This is a genomic window from Chryseobacterium sp. C2(2020) (assembly GCF_014218915.1).
In the GTDB taxonomy this organism is placed as follows: Bacteria; Bacteroidota; Bacteroidia; order Flavobacteriales; family Weeksellaceae; genus Chryseobacterium; species Chryseobacterium mucoviscidosis.
Genome location: NZ_JACLCT010000045.1, coordinates 1 through 22,555, shown reverse-complemented (window position 1 = coordinate 22,555; position 22,555 = coordinate 1). Strand labels below are relative to the sequence as shown.

General features: G+C 36.8%; 16 protein-coding genes, 1 tRNA gene and 1 pseudogene. 9 read left to right on the top strand and 9 right to left on the bottom strand.

Going from position 1 to position 22,555, the window contains the following annotated elements; genetic code table 11:
• Positions 1-436 precede the first annotated feature (436 nt).
• The 3 genes from H6W52_RS18640 (at position 437) to H6W52_RS18630 (ending at position 5,934) form a co-directional block, all read left to right on the top strand.
• The gene (locus H6W52_RS18640; protein ID WP_116099697.1) at positions 437-2,779 is read left to right on the top strand and encodes a TonB-dependent receptor; all 2,343 of its coding nucleotides are present in this window, start codon (positions 437-439) and stop codon (positions 2,777-2,779) included.
• A gap of 3 nt (positions 2,780-2,782) precedes the next feature.
• Entirely contained in the window at positions 2,783-3,589 is an 807-nt protein-coding gene (locus H6W52_RS18635; RefSeq protein WP_116099698.1) for a DUF4249 domain-containing protein, read from the top strand.
• A 161-nt stretch (positions 3,590-3,750) separates the two neighbouring features.
• Positions 3,751-5,934, top strand: coding sequence for an outer membrane beta-barrel protein (locus tag H6W52_RS18630; protein ID WP_116099699.1), 2,184 nt, complete (start codon positions 3,751-3,753; stop codon positions 5,932-5,934).
• A gap of 1,303 nt (positions 5,935-7,237) precedes the next feature.
• Here the strand turns inward: H6W52_RS18630 and H6W52_RS18625 are convergent.
• The gene (locus tag H6W52_RS18625) at positions 7,238-8,467 is read right to left on the bottom strand and encodes a PQQ-dependent sugar dehydrogenase (protein ID WP_116099700.1); all 1,230 of its coding nucleotides are present in this window, start codon (positions 8,465-8,467) and stop codon (positions 7,238-7,240) included.
• Positions 8,468-8,680: 213 nt separating this feature from the next.
• Here H6W52_RS18625 and H6W52_RS18620 point away from each other — a divergent pair, with 213 nt between their 5' ends.
• The gene (locus tag H6W52_RS18620; RefSeq protein WP_123892016.1) at positions 8,681-8,983 is read left to right on the top strand and encodes a hypothetical protein; all 303 of its coding nucleotides are present in this window, start codon (positions 8,681-8,683) and stop codon (positions 8,981-8,983) included.
• Between the two features lie 70 nt (positions 8,984-9,053).
• Here H6W52_RS18620 and H6W52_RS18615 read toward each other — a convergent pair whose 3' ends face one another.
• From H6W52_RS18615 to H6W52_RS18590, 6 genes are read right to left on the bottom strand one after another with little or no spacing between them, the layout of a single operon-like run.
• Positions 9,054-9,416: a response regulator gene (locus H6W52_RS18615; protein WP_116099702.1), complete on the bottom strand. Its 363-nt coding sequence runs from the start codon at positions 9,414-9,416 to the stop codon at positions 9,054-9,056.
• A 31-nt stretch (positions 9,417-9,447) separates the two neighbouring features.
• A complete protein-coding gene (locus H6W52_RS18610) occupies positions 9,448-10,017 on the bottom strand; it encodes a chemotaxis protein CheB (protein ID WP_116099703.1) in 570 nt (189 codons plus the stop codon).
• A 12-nt stretch (positions 10,018-10,029) separates the two neighbouring features.
• Entirely contained in the window at positions 10,030-10,860 is an 831-nt protein-coding gene (locus H6W52_RS18605) for a CheR family methyltransferase (RefSeq protein ID WP_116099704.1), read from the bottom strand.
• The gene (locus H6W52_RS18600; RefSeq protein ID WP_076390456.1) at positions 10,861-11,226 is read right to left on the bottom strand and encodes a response regulator; all 366 of its coding nucleotides are present in this window, start codon (positions 11,224-11,226) and stop codon (positions 10,861-10,863) included.
• Between the two features lie 15 nt (positions 11,227-11,241).
• Entirely contained in the window at positions 11,242-14,853 is a 3,612-nt protein-coding gene (locus H6W52_RS18595) for a response regulator (protein WP_116099705.1), read from the bottom strand.
• A gap of 6 nt (positions 14,854-14,859) precedes the next feature.
• Positions 14,860-16,332 (bottom strand): ATP-binding protein, encoded by a 1,473-nt coding sequence (locus tag H6W52_RS18590; RefSeq protein ID WP_116099706.1) that lies wholly within the window; start codon positions 16,330-16,332, stop codon positions 14,860-14,862.
• 573 nt (positions 16,333-16,905) lie between these two features.
• On the opposite strand from H6W52_RS18590, the gene H6W52_RS18585 reads away from it, so the two are divergent.
• Positions 16,906-17,337: a hypothetical protein gene (locus H6W52_RS18585; RefSeq protein WP_116099707.1), complete on the top strand. Its 432-nt coding sequence runs from the start codon at positions 16,906-16,908 to the stop codon at positions 17,335-17,337.
• A 109-nt stretch (positions 17,338-17,446) separates the two neighbouring features.
• Here the strand turns inward: H6W52_RS18585 and H6W52_RS18580 are convergent, their stop codons facing one another.
• Positions 17,447-18,319: an AraC family transcriptional regulator gene (locus tag H6W52_RS18580; RefSeq protein WP_116099708.1), complete on the bottom strand. Its 873-nt coding sequence runs from the start codon at positions 18,317-18,319 to the stop codon at positions 17,447-17,449.
• 161 nt (positions 18,320-18,480) lie between these two features.
• Between H6W52_RS18580 and H6W52_RS18575 the strand changes: the two genes are divergently transcribed.
• From H6W52_RS18575 to H6W52_RS18565, 3 genes are all read left to right on the top strand, one after another.
• Positions 18,481-19,077: a hypothetical protein gene (locus tag H6W52_RS18575; protein ID WP_116099709.1), complete on the top strand. Its 597-nt coding sequence runs from the start codon at positions 18,481-18,483 to the stop codon at positions 19,075-19,077.
• Between the two features lie 239 nt (positions 19,078-19,316).
• Positions 19,317-19,404, top strand: a tRNA-Ser gene (locus H6W52_RS18570).
• A gap of 251 nt (positions 19,405-19,655) precedes the next feature.
• A complete protein-coding gene (locus H6W52_RS18565; RefSeq protein WP_116099710.1) occupies positions 19,656-20,882 on the top strand; it encodes a site-specific integrase in 1,227 nt (408 codons plus the stop codon).
• Positions 20,883-20,976: 94 nt separating this feature from the next.
• Here the strand turns inward: H6W52_RS18565 and H6W52_RS18560 are convergent, their stop codons facing one another.
• Positions 20,977-22,026 carry a Card1-like endonuclease domain-containing protein gene (locus H6W52_RS18560; protein ID WP_185216889.1) on the bottom strand — a complete coding sequence of 350 codons (1,050 nt, stop codon included), beginning with the start codon at positions 22,024-22,026 and terminating at the stop codon, positions 20,977-20,979.
• A gap of 46 nt (positions 22,027-22,072) precedes the next feature.
• Between H6W52_RS18560 and H6W52_RS18555 the strand changes: the two are divergent.
• Positions 22,073-22,555, top strand: a pseudogene (locus tag H6W52_RS18555) (IS1595-like element ISBbi1 family transposase); the annotation flags it as partial.

Sequence of the window (22,555 nt, the reverse complement as noted above, 5' to 3'; positions counted from 1 at the left end):
TTAATTGTTTTTTAGAATACTTTAAATTCATCTACAAAACAAACTTGTTTACCTTAATAGCAATAATCATAGCAACGACGAAAAATATTCATTAAATACGGTATTGTCTTAAGGTACAAAGATTTGAGACTAATAAAAATCCTGCGCGTTTGCGTTTTCCAATAAGACTATTTTTATTTTAAAAAGTTCAAACTCTACATTTAAAATTTTTACTTTAAACAACTTAAAAGTCTAAACCATTTTATTTAAATTTCAAAAAAATCATGTTTTCTTAAAAATTTTAAGCCAATAAAAATCTTTAAAATCCGTTTTTCACATGAACTTTTCCCGAACGTTGCCAAAGTTCAGATTAAAGCATTAATTTTATACTCTCTTCACATACAGGAGATGTAATAATTTATATTTAACGAATTATTCAAATAATAAACAAACTTACATGCAGACATTATCATTTAAAATTGCCACTACCGCAGCAGCAATTTGTTTCAGTACGGCAGTTTTTGCCCAACAGAAATATTCTGTGAGCGGTACTGTGAAAGATAAGAAAAACGGAGAGCTTCTGATTGGCGTTACGGTGAAAGTTGCTGAAGATCCTACCATTGCAGTTGTTGCCAACGATTACGGCTTCTACTCGCTTTCTCTTCCCAAAGGAAATTATACTTTGATGATCTCTAATCCGGGTTTTAAGGATTTTACGAAAAGTATTACCGTAGAAGATAACATCAAGCAGGATCTGGAACTGAGTTCCGGAGAAAACGAAGCGGAAGAAAGAACCGGAAAAATTGATGAGGTAGTGATTTCCGGCGTGAAAAAAGATAAAAATCTCACTTCTGCACAGATGGGAACCGAAACCTTAAGCATTAAAAATATTGAAAAGCTTCCGGTTCTGTTTGGAGAAAAAGATGTTCTGAAAACCATACAGCTTCTTCCCGGAATCAAAAGCAACGGCGAAGGAAACAGCGGATTCAGTGTAAGAGGCGGTGCGACAGATCAAAACCTTATTTTGCTGGATGAAGCGGCAGTTTATAACGCGTCTCATTTGCTCGGATTTTTCAGTACGTTTAACAGTGATGCGCTGAAAGATGCAAGCATCATCAAAGGAAACAGTCCTGCCCAATACGGAGGAAGACTTTCTTCGGTTCTGGACGTCAAAATGAAGGACGGAAACAACAAAGAATACAATGTAAACGGAGGATTGGGATTAATCAGCAGCCGACTGAGCGTGGAAGGTCCTATTCAGAAGGAAAGATCTTCTTTCATTGTTTCGGGAAGAAGAACCTATGCCGATGTTTTTCTAAAAGCAACAGACGATTTCAAAGACAGCAAATTATATTTTTATGATCTGAATTTAAAGGCCAATTATCAGATCAATGAAAACAACCGTTTGTATTTATCCGGCTATTTCGGGCGTGATGTTTTGGGATTGGGCGATACTTTTTCAAGCGACTGGGGAAATACGACGGCTACCCTGCGATGGAACAGCATCATCAGCAGCAAACTATTCTCCAATACTTCATTAATTTACAGCAACTACAATTATAATGTAAGCTTAAGCAGCAATAATAATACTTTCGGATTGAGTTCCAAGATTGAAGACTGGAACCTGAAGCAGGATTTTTCATGGTTTGCGGGAAATAAGCATTCGGTGAAGTTTGGTTTGCAGTCTATTTATCATACGATTACACCAAGCAGTGCTTCCGGAACAAGTGTGAGCAGCTATCCAAGAAATCCGAGATATTCGTGGGAAAATGCTTTCTATATTAATGATGATTTTAAAGCTACCGAAAAACTGACGATCAACTACGGAGCCAGACTTTCCCTGTTCAGCGTTTTGGGAGGTGATGTGTTTAACACCTATGAAAACGGAGTTCTTACAGATTCTGAATTTGTTGAAAAAGGAAAATTCGGAAAAACATATGTTAATGTAGAACCGAGAATTACGGCAAACTACAGGATTAACGAAGTAAGCAGCATTAAAGGAGGCTATTCCAGAAATACTCAGAATTTACACCTTTTAAGCAACAGCGGAAGCGGAAATCCTACGGATCAGTGGATTGGAAGCAGCTTTACGGTAAAACCTGAAATTGCAGATCAGGTAAGCTTAGGCTACAGCAGAAATTTCAGCAACAATAATTATGAAATCAATGCTGAAATCTATTATAAGTCTCTTCAGAACCAGATCGATTATAAAAATGGAGCTCAAATTACTTTCGACACTGCAGCAGACGTGGAAAGCGAACTGCTGTTCGGAAAAGGAAGAGCCTACGGATTTGAAATCATCGCCAAAAAGAAAAGCGGAAGATTAACGGGATGGATTTCCTATACCTTATCTAAAACGGAGAGAAAAATCGACGGCATCAATAATAATGAATGGTACAACGCAAGACAGGATAAAACGCACGATCTTTCAGTTGTTGCCACTTATCAGCTGAATCCGAAATGGACTTTTTCAGGACTTTTTGTGTACAGCACCGGAAATGCAGTTACGTTCCCGACCGGAAAGTATGAACTGAACGGACAGACGGTTTTCCAGTACAGCAGCAGAAATGCAGACAGAATGCCTGCTTACCACAGACTGGATTTTAATGCAACGTACGAACCTGTAAACAACAAACGCTTTAAAGGATCATGGTCTTTCGGAATTTATAATATTTACGGCAGAGAAAATGCTTACACCATCACTTTTGAAGACAATCCGGATAAGCCGGGAACAACACGTGCAATGCAGACTGCCCTGTTCAGATGGGTTCCAAACATTACGTATAATTTCAAATTTTAATTCATGAAAAATATATTTTTAATCATACTGTCTTTATTTTTAGTCACTTCCTGCGAAAAAGAAATAGATCTTGATCTCGAAGATCAGAGCGGACAGATTGTTATTGAAGGAAACATTACCGATCAGGCTGGACCTTACTTTGTAAAGATTACAAAATCTGTTGCCTTTACACAAGCGAACCAATATCCCGCAGTAACGAATGCGCAGGTCATTCTGAGTGACAATACCGGACAGACGGAAACGCTTCAGTATGCCGGAAACGGAAATTACAAAACGTCCACCTTTGTGGGACAGCCCGGAAGAATTTATACGTTAACCATTAACGCAGAAGGAAAACAGTATACCGCGCAGAGTACAATGCCACAGACTGTTTCTTTTGACGGTCTGGAGCAGGATTCTTTCCTTGTGGCAGGACAGACGAGCTATACACTTCTGCCGCTTTTCACAGATCCGGCAAGTTTAGGAAACCGTTATCTTTTTGTCTATACAGTAAACAGCAATCCGAAAAAATTCTTCTCCGAATTTTCAGATAATGTGAACAACGGATTACCGAATCAGAGACCTCTTCTGCTTCCCAACGACGACAGCAACGCAAATGATATCAAAGTGGTTGCAGGAGATGTGATCCATGTAGAAATGCAGTGTATTGATGATAAAGTGTATACCTATTATTCTGCACTTCTACAGCTTTCAGGAAGCGGTCCCGGCGGAGGAATTACTCCCGCCAATCCGCCAAGCAACATCAGCAACGGCGCTTTGGGCTATTTTTCAGCACATACTGTAAGAACAAGAACCGCTGTTATTCAGTAAAAAATTAAAATAAAAGCTATCTGTACTTTCCGGATAGCTTTTTTTGTTTCCTGTAAACAACTGACGTTTCAGCCTTTAAAAATTTATTATAGAATTAATACGATGTGATGTAACAAATATTCCCTTTTAAGTGTCTTATGTAGGAAACATAGTTTTTTTACATGAAAAATATTTTGATACCGATTGCCTTTTTAGCAGGCATATTTACATTTGCACAGGCTGAAAAGGATACTCTAAAATCTAAGGAGAAGGCTATTGAAGGAGTTACCGTAACGGTAAGAAAACCGACCATTGAATCCAAAGTAGACAGAACCGTTTTTAATGTTTCCAACAGCTCTATTCTTGCAGGAAACACGACTTGGGACGTCTTGAGAATGACTCCGCTGGTAAGTATTGATAACAATGATGCCATAAAAGCTGAAGGAGAAACCGTAACCGTTTACATCAACGACAGGAAGTCTGTTTTTACAGGAAAGGAACTGAAAGAATACCTGAAAACGATTCCGGCAGACAACCTGATGAAGATTGAAGTGATTACAAGTCCGTCTTCGCGATATGAAGCAACAGGTTCTGTCATCAATATTGTATTGAAAAAGCGTGATGATGAAGGAGTTAAAGGAAGTGTTACCTTAAACAACAGGCAGAACACCAAAAACTCTCAGTATACCAACCTGAATTTAAATTATCACCGTAAAAGCTTTACACAGACCTTCATCGGAAGCTACAGCGACAATACCAACGTACAGAGCAATTCCAGTCTTTATAAAGTGGATGCTGAAAATTCTGAAACTTACAGAAATTCTAAAACCATAGGAAGATACAAAAGTCCTTCCCTTTCCTCCACTTCAGAATTTGAACTGAATAATAAAAATACAGTAGGTGTAATTCTTGAATATTACCAAAGCAACTCTTCTTCCAATACCGATGCAGATGGATTGAGAAATGTTAACGGACTATTCGAAAATTCTTATCTTCAGAACCAAAATTCTACGGGACTTAACAGAAATTTCGGCTCCAATATTTTTTATAAATGGTATGATAAGGAAAAGAATAAAATCCTTGACATTAATTTAGGTTCCAATTATTACGGACAGTCGAGTGACGATTATTTTTTAAAAAATATGATGTACAAATCCAAACCGGATGAAAAACAGGAAATAGGAGTTCTCACAGATACCGAAAACAGAAATTATTACCTGAAACTAGATTACACGCAGCCTATCGGAAAAGAAGGCGGAAATTTTGAAGTTGGTGGAAAGATCGATTTCAATAATAATGTGATCCCAAACAGCTTATATGGAAATATGCTTACGGGGCTCAGTTCCGGAGATGTTTTCCACTATGAAGACAACATCAGTTCCCTGTACGCCAACTACAGCAAAACATTCTTCAAAAAACTGGAAACCAGAATCGGACTCCGTTATGAATACATCGATTATAAAATACGTCAGGATAATGCAGGAACTTCGAGAAGAGATTCTTACGGAAAACTGCTGCCCAATATTTTATTGAAATATTCTTTTTCAGACAATTATGATTTAAGTTTAACGTATAACAAAAATATCTGGAGACCATGGTATGCGGAATTCAATCCGTTTATGATCCCGAACAGCGACGGATTCTACAGCCGTGGAAGCATCGATCTGGAACCCAACCCAAGCGACAGGGTTTATATGAAGTTAGGCATTCATAAAAAATACTTTATCTCTGCGAGATATATGTTTACCGATCAGGATTACTGGACCAATTATGTAACGGAAACCATTAATGACATCAACGGAAATCCTCAAAATATCACCATTACGCAGCCCTCCAACTTTTTCGGGAAAGTGCATAAATATTACGTTTTTGCCAATACGAACCAGACTTTCTTCAAAAATAAATTTACGGTGAATCTCGGATTGGGATGGTATTATATTGACAACAGCGATTTTAACAGGAAAAACGGTTTGGAAAATGCGAATAACTACATCAGCTATCTGAGTGCTTCTACGAACCTTACGTACACGAATCTGTTTAATAAAAATATCAATCTGAGCGCATGGGTAGAAGTGTCTAATCAGAACAACGGAAATTCCACGACGAACAAAGCAAACGTCTTTCATAATATTTCAGCCACGAAGATATTCCCGAAAACCCAGATGGAAGTCAGCCTTCAGCTCATGAATATTTTTCAGAGACCGAATTACGATGCCACCACTTTTGTGCAGGGAGGAACTTTCCGAAATGCTTCAAAATGGGACTGGTACGGAGCATCTATTTCATTTGTAAAACGTTTCGGAAACCAGAAAGTAAAAGAAAATACCAAAACCGATGTTGAGAAAAACGGCGGCGGCGGAAAATAATTTTAATGTTAAATTTTAGTACGGACGATGGATTAATTTTCATTGTCCGTTTTTTTTATTGAATTTATTTCAACTTTTTTAAAACAAAAATATTTTTTTTGGAAAACGCAAAGACGCAGGATTTTTATTCGTCTCAAATCTTTAAGGCGCAAGAAAATCGAAGATTTTCAATAAAAATTGATACTTAATTTTATCGCAGATAAAATCTTTGTACCTTAAGACAAGACCGTATTTAATGAATATTTTTCGTAGTTGCGATGGTTGCTATTAAACTTCTAATTTACTCTAATTTTCACGTTCCCAACGTCAAATTGTATGTTCTGAACCTATTGGGATACGTTTTGTATGGTTTCGGATACGTTCTCTACTCTTTCGAAGATGTTAAATAATGGTTTGGATGCGTTAATCAACATGTCCGTTGAGGTTTTTAATAAGTCCGTTGAGGTCTTGAATTCCTCATGATACGTGACTTATATCTCGCGACACGTTTTATATCGATACGAAGATGTGAAAGACCATTCCGGAAGAGTAAAATACGTCTACGAGTCTTTCCGTAACCTATCCAGATGATTGAATAACGTATCGGGATCGATGGATAACCTCATAGGAATATTAAAAGACGTGTTGATAGAGGTTTAATAGATGTTGAGCAGAGATTGTTATGGTTTCTTTTTTGAAAACGCTAAGTTCGCTGAGGTTACTTTGAAATTTATGAGAATATTTTTCCGAGCGCAACGGCGTAAACTCAGCTAATTATAATCATGGTTTTTAAATCTCTGAAATTTTTATTTCACTTTAAGTTTTGGCTAAAGCCAATTTATTTCATGGAAATATTAAAATGGGCTAAAGCCCATTCCTACTGATAATTTGTATTGGTTTTGAATTGAACTCACGTTAATTTTAATCACAACACTTAACGTTCTTTTTTGAAAACGCTAAGTTCGCTGAGTTTTTCTTTGAAATTTATGAGAATATTTTTCGAGCGCAAGGGCGTGAAACTCAGCTAATGATAATGACGGTTTTAAATCTCTGAAATTTTTATTTCACTTTAAGTTTTGGCTAAAGCCATTTTATTTCTCAAAACTATTTAAATGGGCTAAAGCCCATTCCTATTGATAATTTGTATTGGTTTTAAATTGAACTCACGTTAATTTTAGTCATCATATTTAAAAAGTTTTGAACAAGACCAGTTTGTTAAAGTCTTTTACATTATCTTTTTTTAGTCTGAAAATATAGTCTTTAAAAAAAGCCGGAAAAAGATAAAATATCTTTTTCCGGCGTTGATTCTTAAAAATCTTTGAAATTATTGTTTACGGATACGGTAGAGCTTGCCTCCGTCCGTCACTGCATATAAATTACTATCTGTTCCCTGCGTAATATCTCTGAAACGCTGGTTTTCGGATGAAAGCAGCCTTTCTTCGCCTATTACTTTGTTGTTTTCCATAACCAGTCTTGCGATGTGCATTCCGCTTAGGGAAGCTACGAAAAGATTGTTTTGCCACTCCGGAATGGTGTTTCCTTTATAAAAAGTGATTCCGCTTGGCGAAATTACAGGATCCCAATAATAAACCGGCTGTTCCATTCCTGCCTGCTGCTGAATTCCTGCGCCGATGGTGGCTCCGCTGTATTCAATTCCGTAAGTGATGGTAGGCCAGCCGTAATTTTTGCCGCCTAAAACCCTGTTGATCTCATCCCCTCCTCTCGGTCCGTGCTCACTCTGCCATAATTCTCCCGTTACAGGATGGATGGCAATTCCCTGAGGGTTTCTGTGTCCGATGCTGTATAATTCCGGCAACGCCCCCGATTGTGAAAACGAAGGATTCCCGGGTGCGGGTTGACCGCTAGTTGTAATTCTCAGGATTTTGCCTAAAGCTGCCGTTGCAGACTGGGCAAGAGGTCTTGTGGAAAGATCAGAACGTTCTCCCGTACTCACAAAAAGATTTCCTGTATTATCAAAAACAATTCTTCCTCCGTAATGAAGATTTCCGACATTGGCAGAAGGATTTGCCCTGTAAATTACCGTCGGATTCTCTATTGTTGTTTCTGAATTGGAGAGTCTTCCTTTTGCCACAGAAGTTATATTTCCGCCTGAAACATTTTCAGAGAAAACCCAATATACCATTCTGTTGGAAGTAAACTGCGGATCTACACAAACGCCAAGTAAACCACCCTGTCCTCCGGAATTTACGGAAGGCAGTCCTGTAATGGCATTGCTTACGGTTCCGTTAGTGCTTATAATCCTCATGGTTCCTGCTTTCTCGGTTACGAGAAGTCTTCCGTCCGGCAGGGATGTAATTCCCCACGGCGAAGTTAGTGATGAGGTAACGACTTCACTTACGTAAGGGGTAGAAGTTTTTGCACCATTCGCTCTCGTCTGTCCTGCAAAAGCCGGCTGATAATTCGTATTGGCAGCATTGGATTCTACCGGAGGAAGCGATGGTGTATTAGTCCCTCCATTTTCTTCGATGGTTTCCGAACAGCTTGCCATCATCAGCGAAGCAGCAACCAGTACATGATAGGTTCTTATTTTCATATTTCAAATGTTTGGTGTTTCTTATGCAAATTTTATTTTGTGCAACAAATTACTTGCCGTAAATACAGAATCAGTTATCAGATATGAATACGATTCAATCGGTTGCACTATTTTATGGTATTTCTTATATTTTAAATGATGATTAAGAAAATTTTAAGATTTAAAATGAAAGTATGGCATGAATATTATTATAGTATTACAAACACGTTTAAGATGGAAAACCTGTTAGCCAATAAAGATTTAATAAACAAGTATTTAAGATTAGTCATTAAGCAGCAATTCAATACAGAAATTGATTTGAGAGGAGAATATACATTTACCGAAAATCTGGTTTCCAAAAAACCAATTATTGCCACTACTTTCTCGGAAAAAATTCTTTCGCAGCCCGATATAAAAATGGTTTTGACCTCTGTAATCACAGAAATAAATATCGGAGTCTGTACAACAGAACAGATGCAGAAAACAGTTGAAATTTATCCTGAAACCGATTCTAGGGAAATGCAGGAAATTGTTTAAATAAAACTCCCTGTACAGCTTTGTACAGGGAGTTTTATTTTTGAGAGAATTACTTTAAATTTTTCGAATATTACTGCAGATACTGTGCAACTTTATCTTCTAAATCTTCAAGATTGAAAGGTTTGGCAACATAATCATCCGCCTGAGCTTCCTGCGCCAGAGCTACAATGTCGTTATTTGCCGTTACATAAATCACGGGAATGTTTTTAAATTCCTGATGATTTTTCAGAAGCCTTGTTGCTTCCACTCCACCGATTTTCGGGATCCAGTTATCCATAAGAATAACATCCGGCTGGAACTGCTCTACTTTCTCCAAAATGTCATGTGAAGTTTCCGAAATTTCGACCTGATAACCATTTTCTTCAAAAATGATGGTGATGACTTCCAAAATAGTTTTATCATCATCAAAAATCAAAATTTTCTTCTTGCTCATATCTATTTAACTTTAGTTAGGGGTTATATTTTTATAACTGATTGATGTACTCTGCCAGATTACCGGGCTTTATAATCAGATCAAAATTAATTTCTTCCACAGCCTGTTTCGGCATATAATCTACTTCCGCGGTTTCTGGATCCTGAATCCAGACTTTTCCATTGTTTTTTTTGATGTATGCCAAACCTTCCACGCCATCTGCATTGGCTCCGGAAAGCAGTACACCAATCATCCTTTCCCCATAAATTTCCGCCGCAGATTTAAAGGTTACATCTATGGAAGGACGGGAATAGTTCATCTTTTCCGAGCTGTCCAGAGACATGATGTTTTTATTTTCGAATAATAAATGGTAATCTGCCGGAGCAATGTAAATTTTATTATTCTGAATTTCGGTCTTGTCTTCAATCTCAATAACTTCCACAGGCGAAAACTGCTGCAGTAAGGTCTGCAGGATATTGTTGGAATGTGCTTTTCTGTGAACTACCAGCAAAATGGCAAAATCCAGCTTTTCGTTTATTTTTTTAATCATTTCCAGAATCACCTGCAAGCTTCCTGCGGAACCTCCGATAACGATCAGTTCGATATTTGTACTCTTCTTCATGATAAAAACAGCTTACTGGTGATCTATTTTTTTCCATATCTTCTGATCATCCACCTGATTATAATTTTTGTCTAATTTAGAAAATCTAAGGGTTTCTTTTGCACCTAAAGCTAAAAAACCTAAATTTTCCAGACTGCTGTCGAAAAGTTGGAATACTCTTTCCTGAAGACCGCGATCGAAATAGATAAGAACATTCCTGCATATAATGAGCTGAAAACTGTTGAAAGAACTGTCGGAAACCAGATTATGGGTAGAAAGGATCAGTTTTTCCTGAAGGCTTTTATCAAATTTCACACTGTCGTAATTCGCCGTATAATAATTTGAAAAATCCTTTTTCCCGCCCGATAAAATATAGTTTTCGGAATACAGCTTCATCTGCTGTAAAGGAAAAACCCCGGCTCTTGCTGTTTCCAGAACGGAAGGATTAAGATCTGTGCCGTAAATTAAAGATTTATGGTAAAGATTTGCCTCTTTAAGCAAAATAGCCATTGAGTAGGCTTCTTCTCCGGTAGAACATCCCGCCACCCAGATTCTGATGAGCGGATAGGTTCCCAACTGCGGAAGAATTTTCTCCCGTAATGCTTTAAAAAACTGAGGATCGCGGAACATTTCCGTTACATTCACGGTAATTTCTTCGATGAATCTTTTCAGGTATTCCGGATCATTAAGTATTGTATATCTTAACTCTGCAAAGCTTGTAAATCTGTCGATCAGGCATATACGGTTCACCCTGCGCTTGAAGGAAGCGCGGCTGTACTCGGAGAAATCGTAGCCGTACATATCGTAGACATCTTTAATAAGATATTCTACTTCTTCATCTTTTACAATACTTGGTTCCAGCATTTACGATAATTTTTCTATAGCGTTCATTAAAAGGTCTACATCTATCGGCTTTGAAACATAGTCTGCAGCTCCTGCATCCAGACATTTCTGGCGGTCTTCAGGCATTGCCTGCGCGGTAACTGCAATTACGGGAATATTGCTGATAGAAGGTGTATTTTTTATCATCTTTATGGCTTCATACCCATCCATTTCCGGCATCATCATGTCCATTAAAACTACATCAAAATGGTTGTCTTTATTTAAAACTTCAATGGCTTCCTGAGCCATTGTACTGCTTTCAATGTGGTATCCTCTGGCTTTCAGGGTGAGCTTTAAAGCAAATATATTGCGCGGATCATCGTCCACGATAAGAATTTTTTTATTCATCAGAATTTTAGCTGTTTAACTTTCATATAACCAAACACGAAGTAAGGATAGTAACTGATCGATATCCACCGGTTTGGAGATATAATCTGACGCTCCTGCCGTGATGCATTTTTCACGCTCTCCGATCATGGATTTTGCGGTAATGGCAATAATCGGCAGTCTTTTGAACTTAGGCATTTTTCTGATTTCCTTGATTGCCTCGTAACCGTCCAGTTCGGGCATCATCATATCCATCAGGATCACATCCACATCAGGATTTTCTTTAATCTGCTGGATCGCATGGTTTCCGTCCATAGCAACCACAACTTCTACTTTGTATTTTTCCAGTGCTTTGGTAAGGGAGAAAATATTTCGGACATCATCATCGGTAATGAGTATTTTTTTACCGCTTAAAACTTCCGTAAGCGATCCCAATGTTTTGCTTCTTACATTTTCAATGGAATTATTTTTCTCTTCCACCAGATGCAGGAACAATCCCACTTCATCCAGAATTCTCTGGTAAGAATGTGCTGTTTTTACAACGATGGAGTCTGCACACTGCTTTATTTTCAGTTCTTCGGATTTGGACAGATTTCTTTCGGTAAAGATGATGATCGGAAGATTCTCCAGTCCTTCATAACTTTTTATGGATTCTATAATTTCGTATTCGTTTCCTCTTGAAGCTCCAATGTCCAGAATCACACAGTCTACATGATTTGCCGTTAAAGCTTTCACACTGTCTTCTACGTTATTTTCTACTGACAACGAAATATTGAAGTTGCTGAGGAAATAAGACAATGCACTCGCGTGTTTTGCGTTTTCTTCTACAATCAATACTTTCTGCGGACCTTTTTTAAGGGCTTCTTCAATCTTTCTGAAAACATCGGTCATCTGATCGAGTGCAACAGGTTTGCTGATGAAATCAATCGCCCCTTTCATGAGGCTTTCATTCTTTACGTGAAGCGCGGACATCATGTGTACCGGAATGTGTTTTGTTTCGGGATTGGATTTTAAATCATCCATTACCTGCCATCCGTCTTTTACAGGAAGCTGAACATCCAGCAGAATTGCCTGCGGACGATATTCCAGTGCTGCAGACAGACCACGGTCTCCTCTTACTTCAATCACAGCTTTATAGTTCTGCAAATGAGCATATTTCAGCAATGCTTTGGCAAAATTGGTATCATCTTCAATAATCAGAATGGTTTTATCGCCTTCCTGAATGGTATTTCTGTCGTCGTCTACATTTTCAGGAATCTGAAGGGTATTTACCGTTTCTTTTTCTTCCGTTTGTTTTTCATCAAGAATATTCTGGATTTCTTCAACATCTTCACGGATGATTTCTACGAGATTCTGATCTTTTTCAACCTGAGGAGTTTCAGTAATTGCCTTTAAAGGAATGCTTAAACTGAATTCGCTTCCTTCGTCTACTTTACTTTTCAGGGTAAGTTCTCCGCCTAATAATCTGGCAATTTCACGACTGATCGATAGTCCGAGACCTGTTCCTCCGAATTTTCTTCTTGTGGAACCGTCTGCCTGCTGAAAGGCTTCAAAAATAATTTTCTGTTTGTCTTCTGCAATCCCGATTCCGGTATCTTTTACGGAAAAGATGATAAAATCTGCTTTTTTAGGATCTTTTTTAATGTTTAAATCGATGCTTCCTTTTGTGGTAAATTTCAACGCATTCGATAATAGGTTTCTCAGAACCTGATCTACTCTTAAACGGTCGGTTTCGATATTTTTTTCAAGAGATTCATCGATATTGATGTTAAACTGAAGATTTTTCTCCTGAAATACAGGATTGAAAAGATCTTTTAAGTCTTTTACCACATCATTGATAATAACATCCTGATATTCCAGAGTCATTTTTCCGGATTCAATTTTGGCAAGATCCAGAATTTCATCAATTAAGGTTAATAAACTGCTTCCTGAGCTTTGTATTACTTTAGCCGATTCTATCTGATCTTCGTTAAGATTTTCATCCGGATTTTCAGCCATCAGTCTTGAAAGAAGGAGAATTGAATTCAGCGGTGTACGAAGCTCATGAGACATATTTGCAAGGAACTCAGATTTGTATTTCGTACTTAAAGCCAGTTCTTCCACTTTTTTCTGGATTTCTGTGTTGCGCTCTGCAATCAGATGATTTTTTTCTTCCAATAGTCTTGAACGCTCTTCCAATTCGGCATTTGCCTGCATCAGTTCTTCCTGCTGAACTTTCAGTTCTTCTTCTGAAGCCTGAAGTTTCTGGGTCTGAGCTTCCAGTTCTGTATTCAGATTTTCCAGCTCAGAATGCTGAACCTGCAATTCTTCCGACTGTGCCTGTGTTTCTTCAAGCAACTGCTGTTCTTTTTCGCGACCTTTTGCCGCGCTTAAAGCAATTCCTATATTTCTGCTGCACTCTACGAAATAATCGACTCTGTCTTTTTCAAAGTTGGTAGCTGAACCTAATTCCAGAACTCCGATAATGAAACCGTCTGCAAAAATCGGGATTAGCATAATTCCGTAAATCTGGATGGTGCTGCTTGCAAAGGTTACCACAAAATCATCTTCATGAAGATTATTGTACACCTGAGTTTTTTCGCTGATGAAAGTCTGACCTACCATTCCTTCTCCGGGCTCGAAAACTTTTTTCATGTTGTTTTCCAGTCCGAAAGCGATGTTCAGTTTTAGTAAACCTTCATCATACAGATAAATTGATCCGTTGATGCAGTTTCCATATTCAATAAGCTGATGAAGAGATGCTTTGGCAACGTCTTTTACCGATTTGTTTCCTACGAGAGATTCATTAAGAATGGCAAGACCTTTCTGTCTCCAGTCACTTTTATTAATAGTATCAAAAGACAATTTCAAAGATTCCGTCATGTTATTTAAAGAATCTACCAAGTCGCCGAGATCATCTTCAGCCGTATCTACGACTCTCTGGTTATAATCTCCGTTGGCAATTCTGTTGGCAATCTGTTTGATTGCGACTACTCTTCTGGACATTTCCTCATCTTTTGCTTTCAGCATTTTTTCAAGTTTGTCTCTTCGGATAAGATCTGCTCTTAGTTTTACATAGAAAAATGCGGTAACGATGATGGCGGCAATGGAAGAAAATATAATGAAGAAAACAGTTGTGCGTGAAGATTTATTAAGATCTTTGGTTTTTACAGCAAGCTGATTTTCTTCGTATTCGGAGAAATCTTTTACAATCTGTCTGCATCGATCCATATACTGCTTACTGTCTTCCATCTGTTCCTGCGTCATTACGATACCTCTTCTGCGGTTTTCCACAAAGAGTTTCATATTGGCAAGATTGGTCTCTACATTTTTTTCCAGAAGATCCAGAAGTCTTTTCTGGTTTGGATCTGTAATCTCCAGGCTTCTTGCATATTCAAATGTCTTTGAATATTCTGAAATGCTTCTTTTAAAAGGTTCCAGAAAAACTTCCTGACCGGTAAGCTGATATCCTCTGTTTCCGGTTTCCGCATCAAGAACCGCAACCAGAATATCTTTTACCGCCGTTACAACGCGTCTGCTTTTTCCAACGCTTTCACGGTGGTTCATCTGGTTCTGAATGCTGAAGTAGGAAGCCAGTGAACTTGCAATCAGGATCAGGATGGAAAATCCTATCCCGAACTGAAGATTTCTTATAATTTTTTTCGGCATGGAAAATTAATTTAAAGGTAAAGTGAAATAAAATGTAGATCCTTCATCTATTTTGCTGGAAACGCCTATATTTCCGTGGTGCTGTTTTATGATTTCGGAACAGATAAAGAGACCGATCCCCATTCCCTGAAACTGGAGTGAAGATTCTTCCACACGGTAAAATTTATTGAAAACAGCTTCCTGCTTAAAATCCGGAATTCCTATTCCGAAGTCTGTAACGCTTACTCTTACTTCCTGCTCTTCTTCGTCTACAAAAGTGGTTACAATCACCTGATTGTTCTGAGGTGAATATTTTATGGCATTGGTTAAAAAGTTAATGAGAACCTGCTCGATACGGATTGCGTCCAGCGGAATAAGAATATCAGGTTTAATTCCGTCGCGTTTAATCTTTACTCTGCTTTCGTGCGTCTGTACGATTGTATCGATTGCGTTGCTGATCACGTTTTCAAGATTTACAGGTTTTTTGGTGATTTTCAGTTTTCCGTTTTCAATTTTGGAAACGTCAAGAAGGTCTGTAATTAAGGTATTCAGTTTTTCGATCTGATCCTGTACTTTGGTCAGAAAGCCGGCTTCTGCACTTTCTTTATCAAGCTTCAGTTTTCTTTCCAGTAACTGTACGTAAGCTTTAATACTTGTTAAAGGAGTTTTGAGTTCATGGCTTGCAATACTCAGGAATTCATCCTTTTCTTTCTCTACTTTTTTCTGATCGTCTATATCTGTAAAGGTTCCTACCCAGTTTTTAATTGTATCTTCCTCGTATACGGGAGTTACACGTAAGAGATGGTATCGGAAATTGCCGGATTCAATATTTTTTATCCTGATTTCAAGTTCCAGGGATTTTCCTTTTTTCCTGCATCGCTGAAATTCTTCCTGAATATTTTCATCATCGGGATGGGTTTCGGGAAAATTTTTCTCAGAGTGCGAATAATCGTACCATTTGCCATTTACAAAATCTACAATTCCGTCTTCATTAAGGGTAAAAGCAATCTGCGGAAGAGATTCGAGCATTAGGTGAAAATGGTCGATCTGCGACTTCATGGTTACCTGAGATTCTCTTCTTCCTTTTACTTCGAGCTCCAGACTTTGCTGCGTTTTTTTCATTGCAATATTCTGTTCCTGCAGGTTGTAGAAAGTTTTCACTTTCAGCATCAGAATTTCCGGATCCACCGGTTTTGTTACATAATCTTTACCTCCCGAAGCGTAACCGCGTGTGATAAATCTTTTCTCGGTATTTACAGCCGAAAGGAAAATAATAGGTACTTCCTTTGTTTTACTGTATCCTGCTAAAGTTTCCGCCACTTCAAAGCCATCCATATCCGGCATTTGAACATCCAAAATAATCAGTGCGTAATCATTTTTTAATGCCTTCATCAGCGCTTCTTCACCAGACTCTGCAGTGTCTACCTGAAAACTTTTGGATTCGAGTAGTTTTTTGAGTGAATAGAGATTACTTTGGTTGTCATCAACAATTAAGATCATATAAACTTAAAATCAATAATTAATTATATTTACTTCAGCTTCAAAAATACTCACAATATTTCGAAAAACAGGAATTTTTTACCTATTATCAAAACACATACCACAATAGCAGAAAAAAATTTTATGATCTATAATTTTTCACAAAAAATTTTTGAAAATTTTTCTTTCTTTAATTCAGCGATTTAAGAGTAAAATTTTAACCACATACCACATTTTTAGTTAAAATTTTAATTTATAAAAATTATTCACGGCACAGTGTTTGAATACAGGATAGTAACACTTTTTCACTTAAATATATTTTTCAAAATTAACCCACGTTTTATTGCGTGGGTTTGTTTTATTGTTCTTATATTTGCATCGAATTTCTCATGTTTAATTTGAGTTTTCATGGTTATTAGTTTTTATCCCCGCCGAAAGTCGGGGATTTTTTTATGTATTTTATTCAAGATATTTCACTTTTTTAAATCGCTTATTTTCTGAATATTATTCTTAAAAGTGATTATTTTGTTAAAAAAAATAAAGATGATGGCACAACTTGTGATATAGACTACGCACACACTTAAAATCATAGATATGTCGATACAAATACAAGTTGCCCGATGCACACAATGCAAAGGCTATACTTCCGCTGCCCCGCTTGAACAGAAATATAATAACCATCCTGATATTATTGATCATTATTTTTATCACGGAGAACCTGCATTTACGCTGGATCTGAAAACTTTTGAAAAGTTCAGAAATTTAGAAAACACAGAGATAGAGATTGTTGAGCTTCATGAGCATGAGAAAAACGATCATCAACATTGTAAATGCGTGAAAAAATCTGTTCAAAAAGCATTATCTGCTCAAAAAGAAGTTTTCAGTATGCCAAAAAATCCTTTTGCTGCAGAAAAAAGCGAAATGGATAACGAGATTTATTTTAAGGACTTGTATTATACTTACAATAATTTTCACGGTGTAAGTTCTTCTCAACAGTATGGAAATTCCGGCAGAAAATTCCGCTAAAATAATTTTGTAAAAACAAAAATCTCTTCATATTTAAAGAAGTACTTAAGATGATAAGTTAAAGGCTTATGTTCTTAAGTACTTCTTTTGTTTTTATAGAGATTCAGCATCATTCAATTAAAAAATTAAATTCTTTTCTGTATTGTGACGGACTTTTCTGAATGTATTCTTTGAAAGTCTTATTGAAATAACTGAAATTGTTGAAGCCGGATTCAAAACAGACTTCCGTAATGCTTAAGGGTTGTTCTGCAAGAAGCTTTAACGAATGGGTAATTCTGTATTCGTTGACAAACTGTGTGAAGGTTTTATTAGTGATTTTTTTAAAGTAGCGGCAAAAAGAAGGCACTCTCATATTGGCAAGATCCGCAACCTGCTCTAAAGTGATCTGTTCTTTAAAATGATCTTTTACATAATTAAAGATAAGATTGATTCTTTCGTTGTCTTCTACCTGTGTCTGAAGGTAGTATTTCCCGGCGTTCAGAATTCTGTAATCTGAAGTTGAAGCCAAAGCATCCAGAATCTCAAGAAATTTCATGAGTTTTTCTAATGATGCGGATTCGTGCATGACAACAATTTGCTGCCCTATTTGTTTTTTGATGTTTTCGGAAAAAACAATTCCCGCTTTTGACTTTTCCAGCAAGGCAGAAATTTTCTGCATTTCAGGAAGTTCAAAGAAGTTTTCTCCCAAAAAATCCGGCTTGAACTGGATTACCATTTCATAATCGTTATTGGTGTTTTCATTCGTCATTCCGCAGTGCGGCAGATTACTTCCCATAAGCACAAGATCTCCGTCGGAAAAGTAAGAAATATTACTTCCGATCTGTCTTTTTCCGGAACCTCCGCAAACAAAAATGAGTTCAATTTCAGGATGATAGTGCCATACATGAGACTTTATATTTTCATTACGAAGAAATTTAAGACTTGTAAAACTGCTTCCGATATTGGGTTTTACGGCTTCAAAAGCCGGATGGGAATGTTTCATAGCCAATAATTAAAATTCATACACAAAATTAACAAATATTAATCTATAAATAAAATTTAGAGTTAAAATAATACATAAATATGAAAATTATATGGTAGCATACTGTTTACTAAGCATCTAAATTTGCAATATAAATAACTGATAATAAAAACCTTATCAATATGAAAAAAGTATTTCAATCCGTTTTTACAGCAGCTTTTTTATTTGTTTCTGCAAACGCAATGGCTAAAGACAAAGATTTTTCTCTTTCTTTCGCATCGTCTACTTCTAAAACGATACGTTTTGAAGTGAACAACGCCAAAAATATATCGTTGGTTATTTACAATGATTCTTATGGCGAACTTTATTCCGAAAGGCTTGAAAATGAAGATTCAGTGATAAAGACTTATAATCTGGAGGATTTAACAGAAGGAACTTATTACCTTATTGCAGAATCTGAGCAAAAGATTGAAAAATATAAGATAAAGATTAGCGATGATAACAAGGCTGAAATTGAAAAAATTCCTTTTGCCGTCATCAGCAAACCGGAATTCAGCGTATCAGATCATATTGTTAAACTTCATATTGGAAATCTGAAGAACAAGGTAAGAGTTTCCGTGGCAGATTATGCCGGAACTACTTATTATTCTTCTACAAAAGAAGCAGAAAATGGTGAATTGGATATGACTTTTGATCTTGATCCTAATACCGCCGATCACTACATCATCAGTATTGAGGAAAACGGCAATACATTTAACAGAACAATCGCTTTGAGATAAGAGATTCTATACATTCCCGTATTTATATCGGAATTAAAATTTTACGTACAATTAGTTTATTAAGGCAGCTTTTCTTTTTTAAATCACGGAGAAATGGCTGCCTTAATTTTTTTAAAATTATCTTCCTGATACAAAGCGGTTTTTGAATTTTACAACAAAAACCTTAAAAATTATTTTGCAGAAAATAAAAATAGTTCTATATTTGCACCACTGAAAACAACGATATAATCGGAGTTTCTGGAGAGTTGGCAGAGTGGTCGATTGCGGCAGTCTTGAAAACTGTTGACTGTAACAGGTCCGGGGGTTCGAATCCCTCACTCTCCGCCAGTTGGGAAACCAAAATAAGCTAAAACGCTGTAAACATCAATGTTTACAGCGTTTTTTGTTTTGGCTCTGTATCAAAAAAAATCAAAATAGGTCACGATTTATATGTCCTATTTCGTGTCCCATTCAAAAAATCACAAAAATGGGTCACGAAAAATCAAGGAAATCCTTACCAATAGGCAGTCTAACGATTGTACATCTTGCAAAAAGTGGTAACAAAAAGTAAATTATTAAACCATTAAAGTTATCACACAATGAACAAAACATTCAACCTGCTATTCTTTATCAAAAAGAACAAGATCAGAACAAACGGAACCGCTCCCATCTACTTACGAATTACGATAGACGGCAAGGCAGCAGATATTGCTGCTAAAAGGTATATTGATCCGAAGAAATGGGATGTTAAAGCACACAAGGCGTTGGGTAATTCGCAAGAAGCCAAAACACTGAATCTCTATCTTAAAACATTAGAACAGAAAGTTTACGATTTCCACTACCTGATGCTGAAAGAAGAAAACTTTGTAACTGCAGAGGGTTTAAAATCTAAACTGCTTGGAACTGACATTGAGCAAAGAATGCTCATCCCCATCTTTCAGGAGCATAATGACAAAGTTGAAGCTTTGGTCGGTCAGGATTTTGCTCCAGGAACATTGGAGCGTTATAAAACTTCTTTAAAACATACGCAGGAATTCATTAATTGGAAATACAAAGTTTCTGATATTGACATCACCCAAATCGATCACGGTTTTATAAGTGATTATGACTTCTGGCTCCGCAGTGTAAGAAAATGCGCAAACAATACAGCCGTTAAATACCTCAAAAATTTCAAAAAGATCATTCGTTTGTGTATGGCGCACGGCTGGATCACCAAAGATCCTTTTCTGGGCTATAAAGCAAAGATAAAAGCTGTGGAGCGTCCTTTTCTTACAAAGGAAGAAATTCAGATAATTTATGAAAAGAAATTTGCATCAGACCGATTGAACCAAGTTCGGGATATCTTCATTTTCAGCTGCTATACCGGATTGGCCTATGTGGATGTCAAGCAATTATCAAACTCTAACATCAATATTGGTGTTGATGGCGACCAATGGATTTTTACCCATCGTCAAAAGACCGATATCTCAACAAGAGTTCCGTTATTGCCTGTGGCTCAGGAGCTGGTTTTAAAATATGAGAATCATCCGCAATGTATCAATTCAGATGTTTTGTTTCCAGTTCTAAGCAATCAGAAAATGAATTCATATCTCAAAGAAATTGCCAACGTATGTGGCATCAATAAAGATTTGACGTTCCATATTGCAAGACATACGTTTGCTACTACTGTTACCTTGTCCAACGGTGTTCCGATTGAAAGTGTGAGTAAAATGCTTGGACATACAAACATTAAAACGACGCAGCACTATGCTAAGATTTTGGATAAGAAAGTGAGTGATGATATGGTGGTTTTGAGAAATGTTCTTAACAATTTTATATCAAAATGATTTTTTACAATTAGGCTTAATATACTAATTAAGCCTAATTGTAATGTATTTGTAAAAAGATATAATATTTATCCAATTAAAATACATTCATCGATCAAAGAGAAGACTTTTTATTTATCTCATCCAATTTTTTTTGTATTAAATTCATATGAGAGGTGGTTCTCTTAGCTTTGTCATAATAGTAAAAGACTTCAATATCTAGATCACTACATTTTTCAAGAATTGCATCTGTAGGTTTGAATTTGCTTACTAGTAAACTTTTAGCAATTCGCCCTCCGTATATCTCTCTAACTGTTTTCATTTTATTTAAATCAGCCTGATTAATAATTCCCGATTTACATTCAATAAATATCAATTTATGACCAGTGTTAACTAAAATATCAATTTCATTTTTACTTTCAGATTTATCACCTTTAAAAGGAAAAATAACATTCGTAATAACTTCTTTCTGAATACTCCAATCTCTAACAGCATCACCTGTTACCAATTCCCACCAGCCGCCTTTAAAAAATAAATCTCTAACGTTATCACCAGTGACTTCCAAAAGTAACGATGAACAGTCATTGACCTCCAATATATCATTATCCCACGTCACAAAGAGATTATCGTTAACCTCTTCATCTCCTTTTAGTGGTATTTTATCTGGATCATTAAATTGGGTTCGAAAGTATTTTTGAATTTGATTAAATTGTTTAAAATTTGTGTTACTAAAGTTAAATATGCTTTTGGCCATCTTAAATTCAGAATCATTATAATCTAAAATAGATTTAGATGATGATATTGAGTTATTACTTAATTTTATAAAATCAACTACTGTAATATAATTATTTACATTTTTAAGTGTAAACGTTGGTACTTCGTAATATGATAGGTCCTGATTAAAATAATATGCTTTACTTTTTCTTTCTTGCATCATATCGTACGCTGCTAGGGCCATAATCTTTGTTCCACCTGTTATATTAAAATCTATGTTCTCATTTTTAGATATTGTACAAAGCAAATCATTAAGTTCCTTTGCAAAAAGTGTATAATTTGATTCACTGCATTTATACGTTTCTAATTTCTTTTCTTTAAAAAAACTCTTTAAAACTTTAACATTGTTTTCTGTTTCTTTTGTATAAAAAAAATGTCTGATTCTCCGCAAACACACCTAATATTTTTAGTATATTAGCGCTCAAAAAGCAGGGATTATGAACATATTCAGTTTTACGGCTCATTTCGGTTCGGAGGAAGATTGTCGTTTGCATTTCAAGGAGCAGCGTGATAAGGAAGGGGTTGTCTGCAAGCGATGCGGGGGCACTTCCCATTATTGGTTACAGGGTAAATGGAGTTATGAATGCAAAGGTTGCCGTTTCCGCACCTCGTTGCGCAGCGGTACGATCATGGAGAGCTCCAAGCTGCCGTTTCTGGTGTGGTACAAAACGATGTTCCTGATGAGTTGCACAAAAAAGGGATTCTCCACCAACGAACTCCAGAAGCAATTAGGATTGAAGCGTTACGAACCGGTATGGGCGATGGTACACAAACTCCGCAGGGCGATGGGCAACCGGGATGCAAGGTATACACTGGAAGGGATGATAGAACTGGATGAGGGTTACTTTTCGGTGGCCAGTAAGGAAATCGAGCGAGGCAAGGGTACACGTGGCCGGGGAGCCGAGGGAAAGCAGAACGTT

Coding starts and splice junctions, on each gene's coding strand:
- H6W52_RS18640 (WP_116099697.1), top strand. CDS start 437: ATGCAGACATTATCATTTAAAATTGCCACTACCGCAGCAGCAATTTGT.
- H6W52_RS18635 (WP_116099698.1), top strand. CDS start 2,783: ATGAAAAATATATTTTTAATCATACTGTCTTTATTTTTAGTCACTTCC.
- H6W52_RS18630 (WP_116099699.1), top strand. CDS start 3,751: ATGAAAAATATTTTGATACCGATTGCCTTTTTAGCAGGCATATTTACA.
- H6W52_RS18625 (WP_116099700.1), bottom strand. CDS start 8,467: ATGAAAATAAGAACCTATCATGTACTGGTTGCTGCTTCGCTGATGATG.
- H6W52_RS18620 (WP_123892016.1), top strand. CDS start 8,681: ATGGAAAACCTGTTAGCCAATAAAGATTTAATAAACAAGTATTTAAGA.
- H6W52_RS18615 (WP_116099702.1), bottom strand. CDS start 9,416: ATGAGCAAGAAGAAAATTTTGATTTTTGATGATGATAAAACTATTTTG.
- H6W52_RS18610 (WP_116099703.1), bottom strand. CDS start 10,017: ATGAAGAAGAGTACAAATATCGAACTGATCGTTATCGGAGGTTCCGCA.
- H6W52_RS18605 (WP_116099704.1), bottom strand. CDS start 10,860: ATGCTGGAACCAAGTATTGTAAAAGATGAAGAAGTAGAATATCTTATT.
- H6W52_RS18600 (WP_076390456.1), bottom strand. CDS start 11,226: ATGAATAAAAAAATTCTTATCGTGGACGATGATCCGCGCAATATATTT.
- H6W52_RS18595 (WP_116099705.1), bottom strand. CDS start 14,853: ATGCCGAAAAAAATTATAAGAAATCTTCAGTTCGGGATAGGATTTTCC.
- H6W52_RS18590 (WP_116099706.1), bottom strand. CDS start 16,332: ATGATCTTAATTGTTGATGACAACCAAAGTAATCTCTATTCACTCAAA.
- H6W52_RS18585 (WP_116099707.1), top strand. CDS start 16,906: ATGTCGATACAAATACAAGTTGCCCGATGCACACAATGCAAAGGCTAT.
- H6W52_RS18580 (WP_116099708.1), bottom strand. CDS start 18,319: ATGAAACATTCCCATCCGGCTTTTGAAGCCGTAAAACCCAATATCGGA.
- H6W52_RS18575 (WP_116099709.1), top strand. CDS start 18,481: ATGAAAAAAGTATTTCAATCCGTTTTTACAGCAGCTTTTTTATTTGTT.
- H6W52_RS18565 (WP_116099710.1), top strand. CDS start 19,656: ATGAACAAAACATTCAACCTGCTATTCTTTATCAAAAAGAACAAGATC.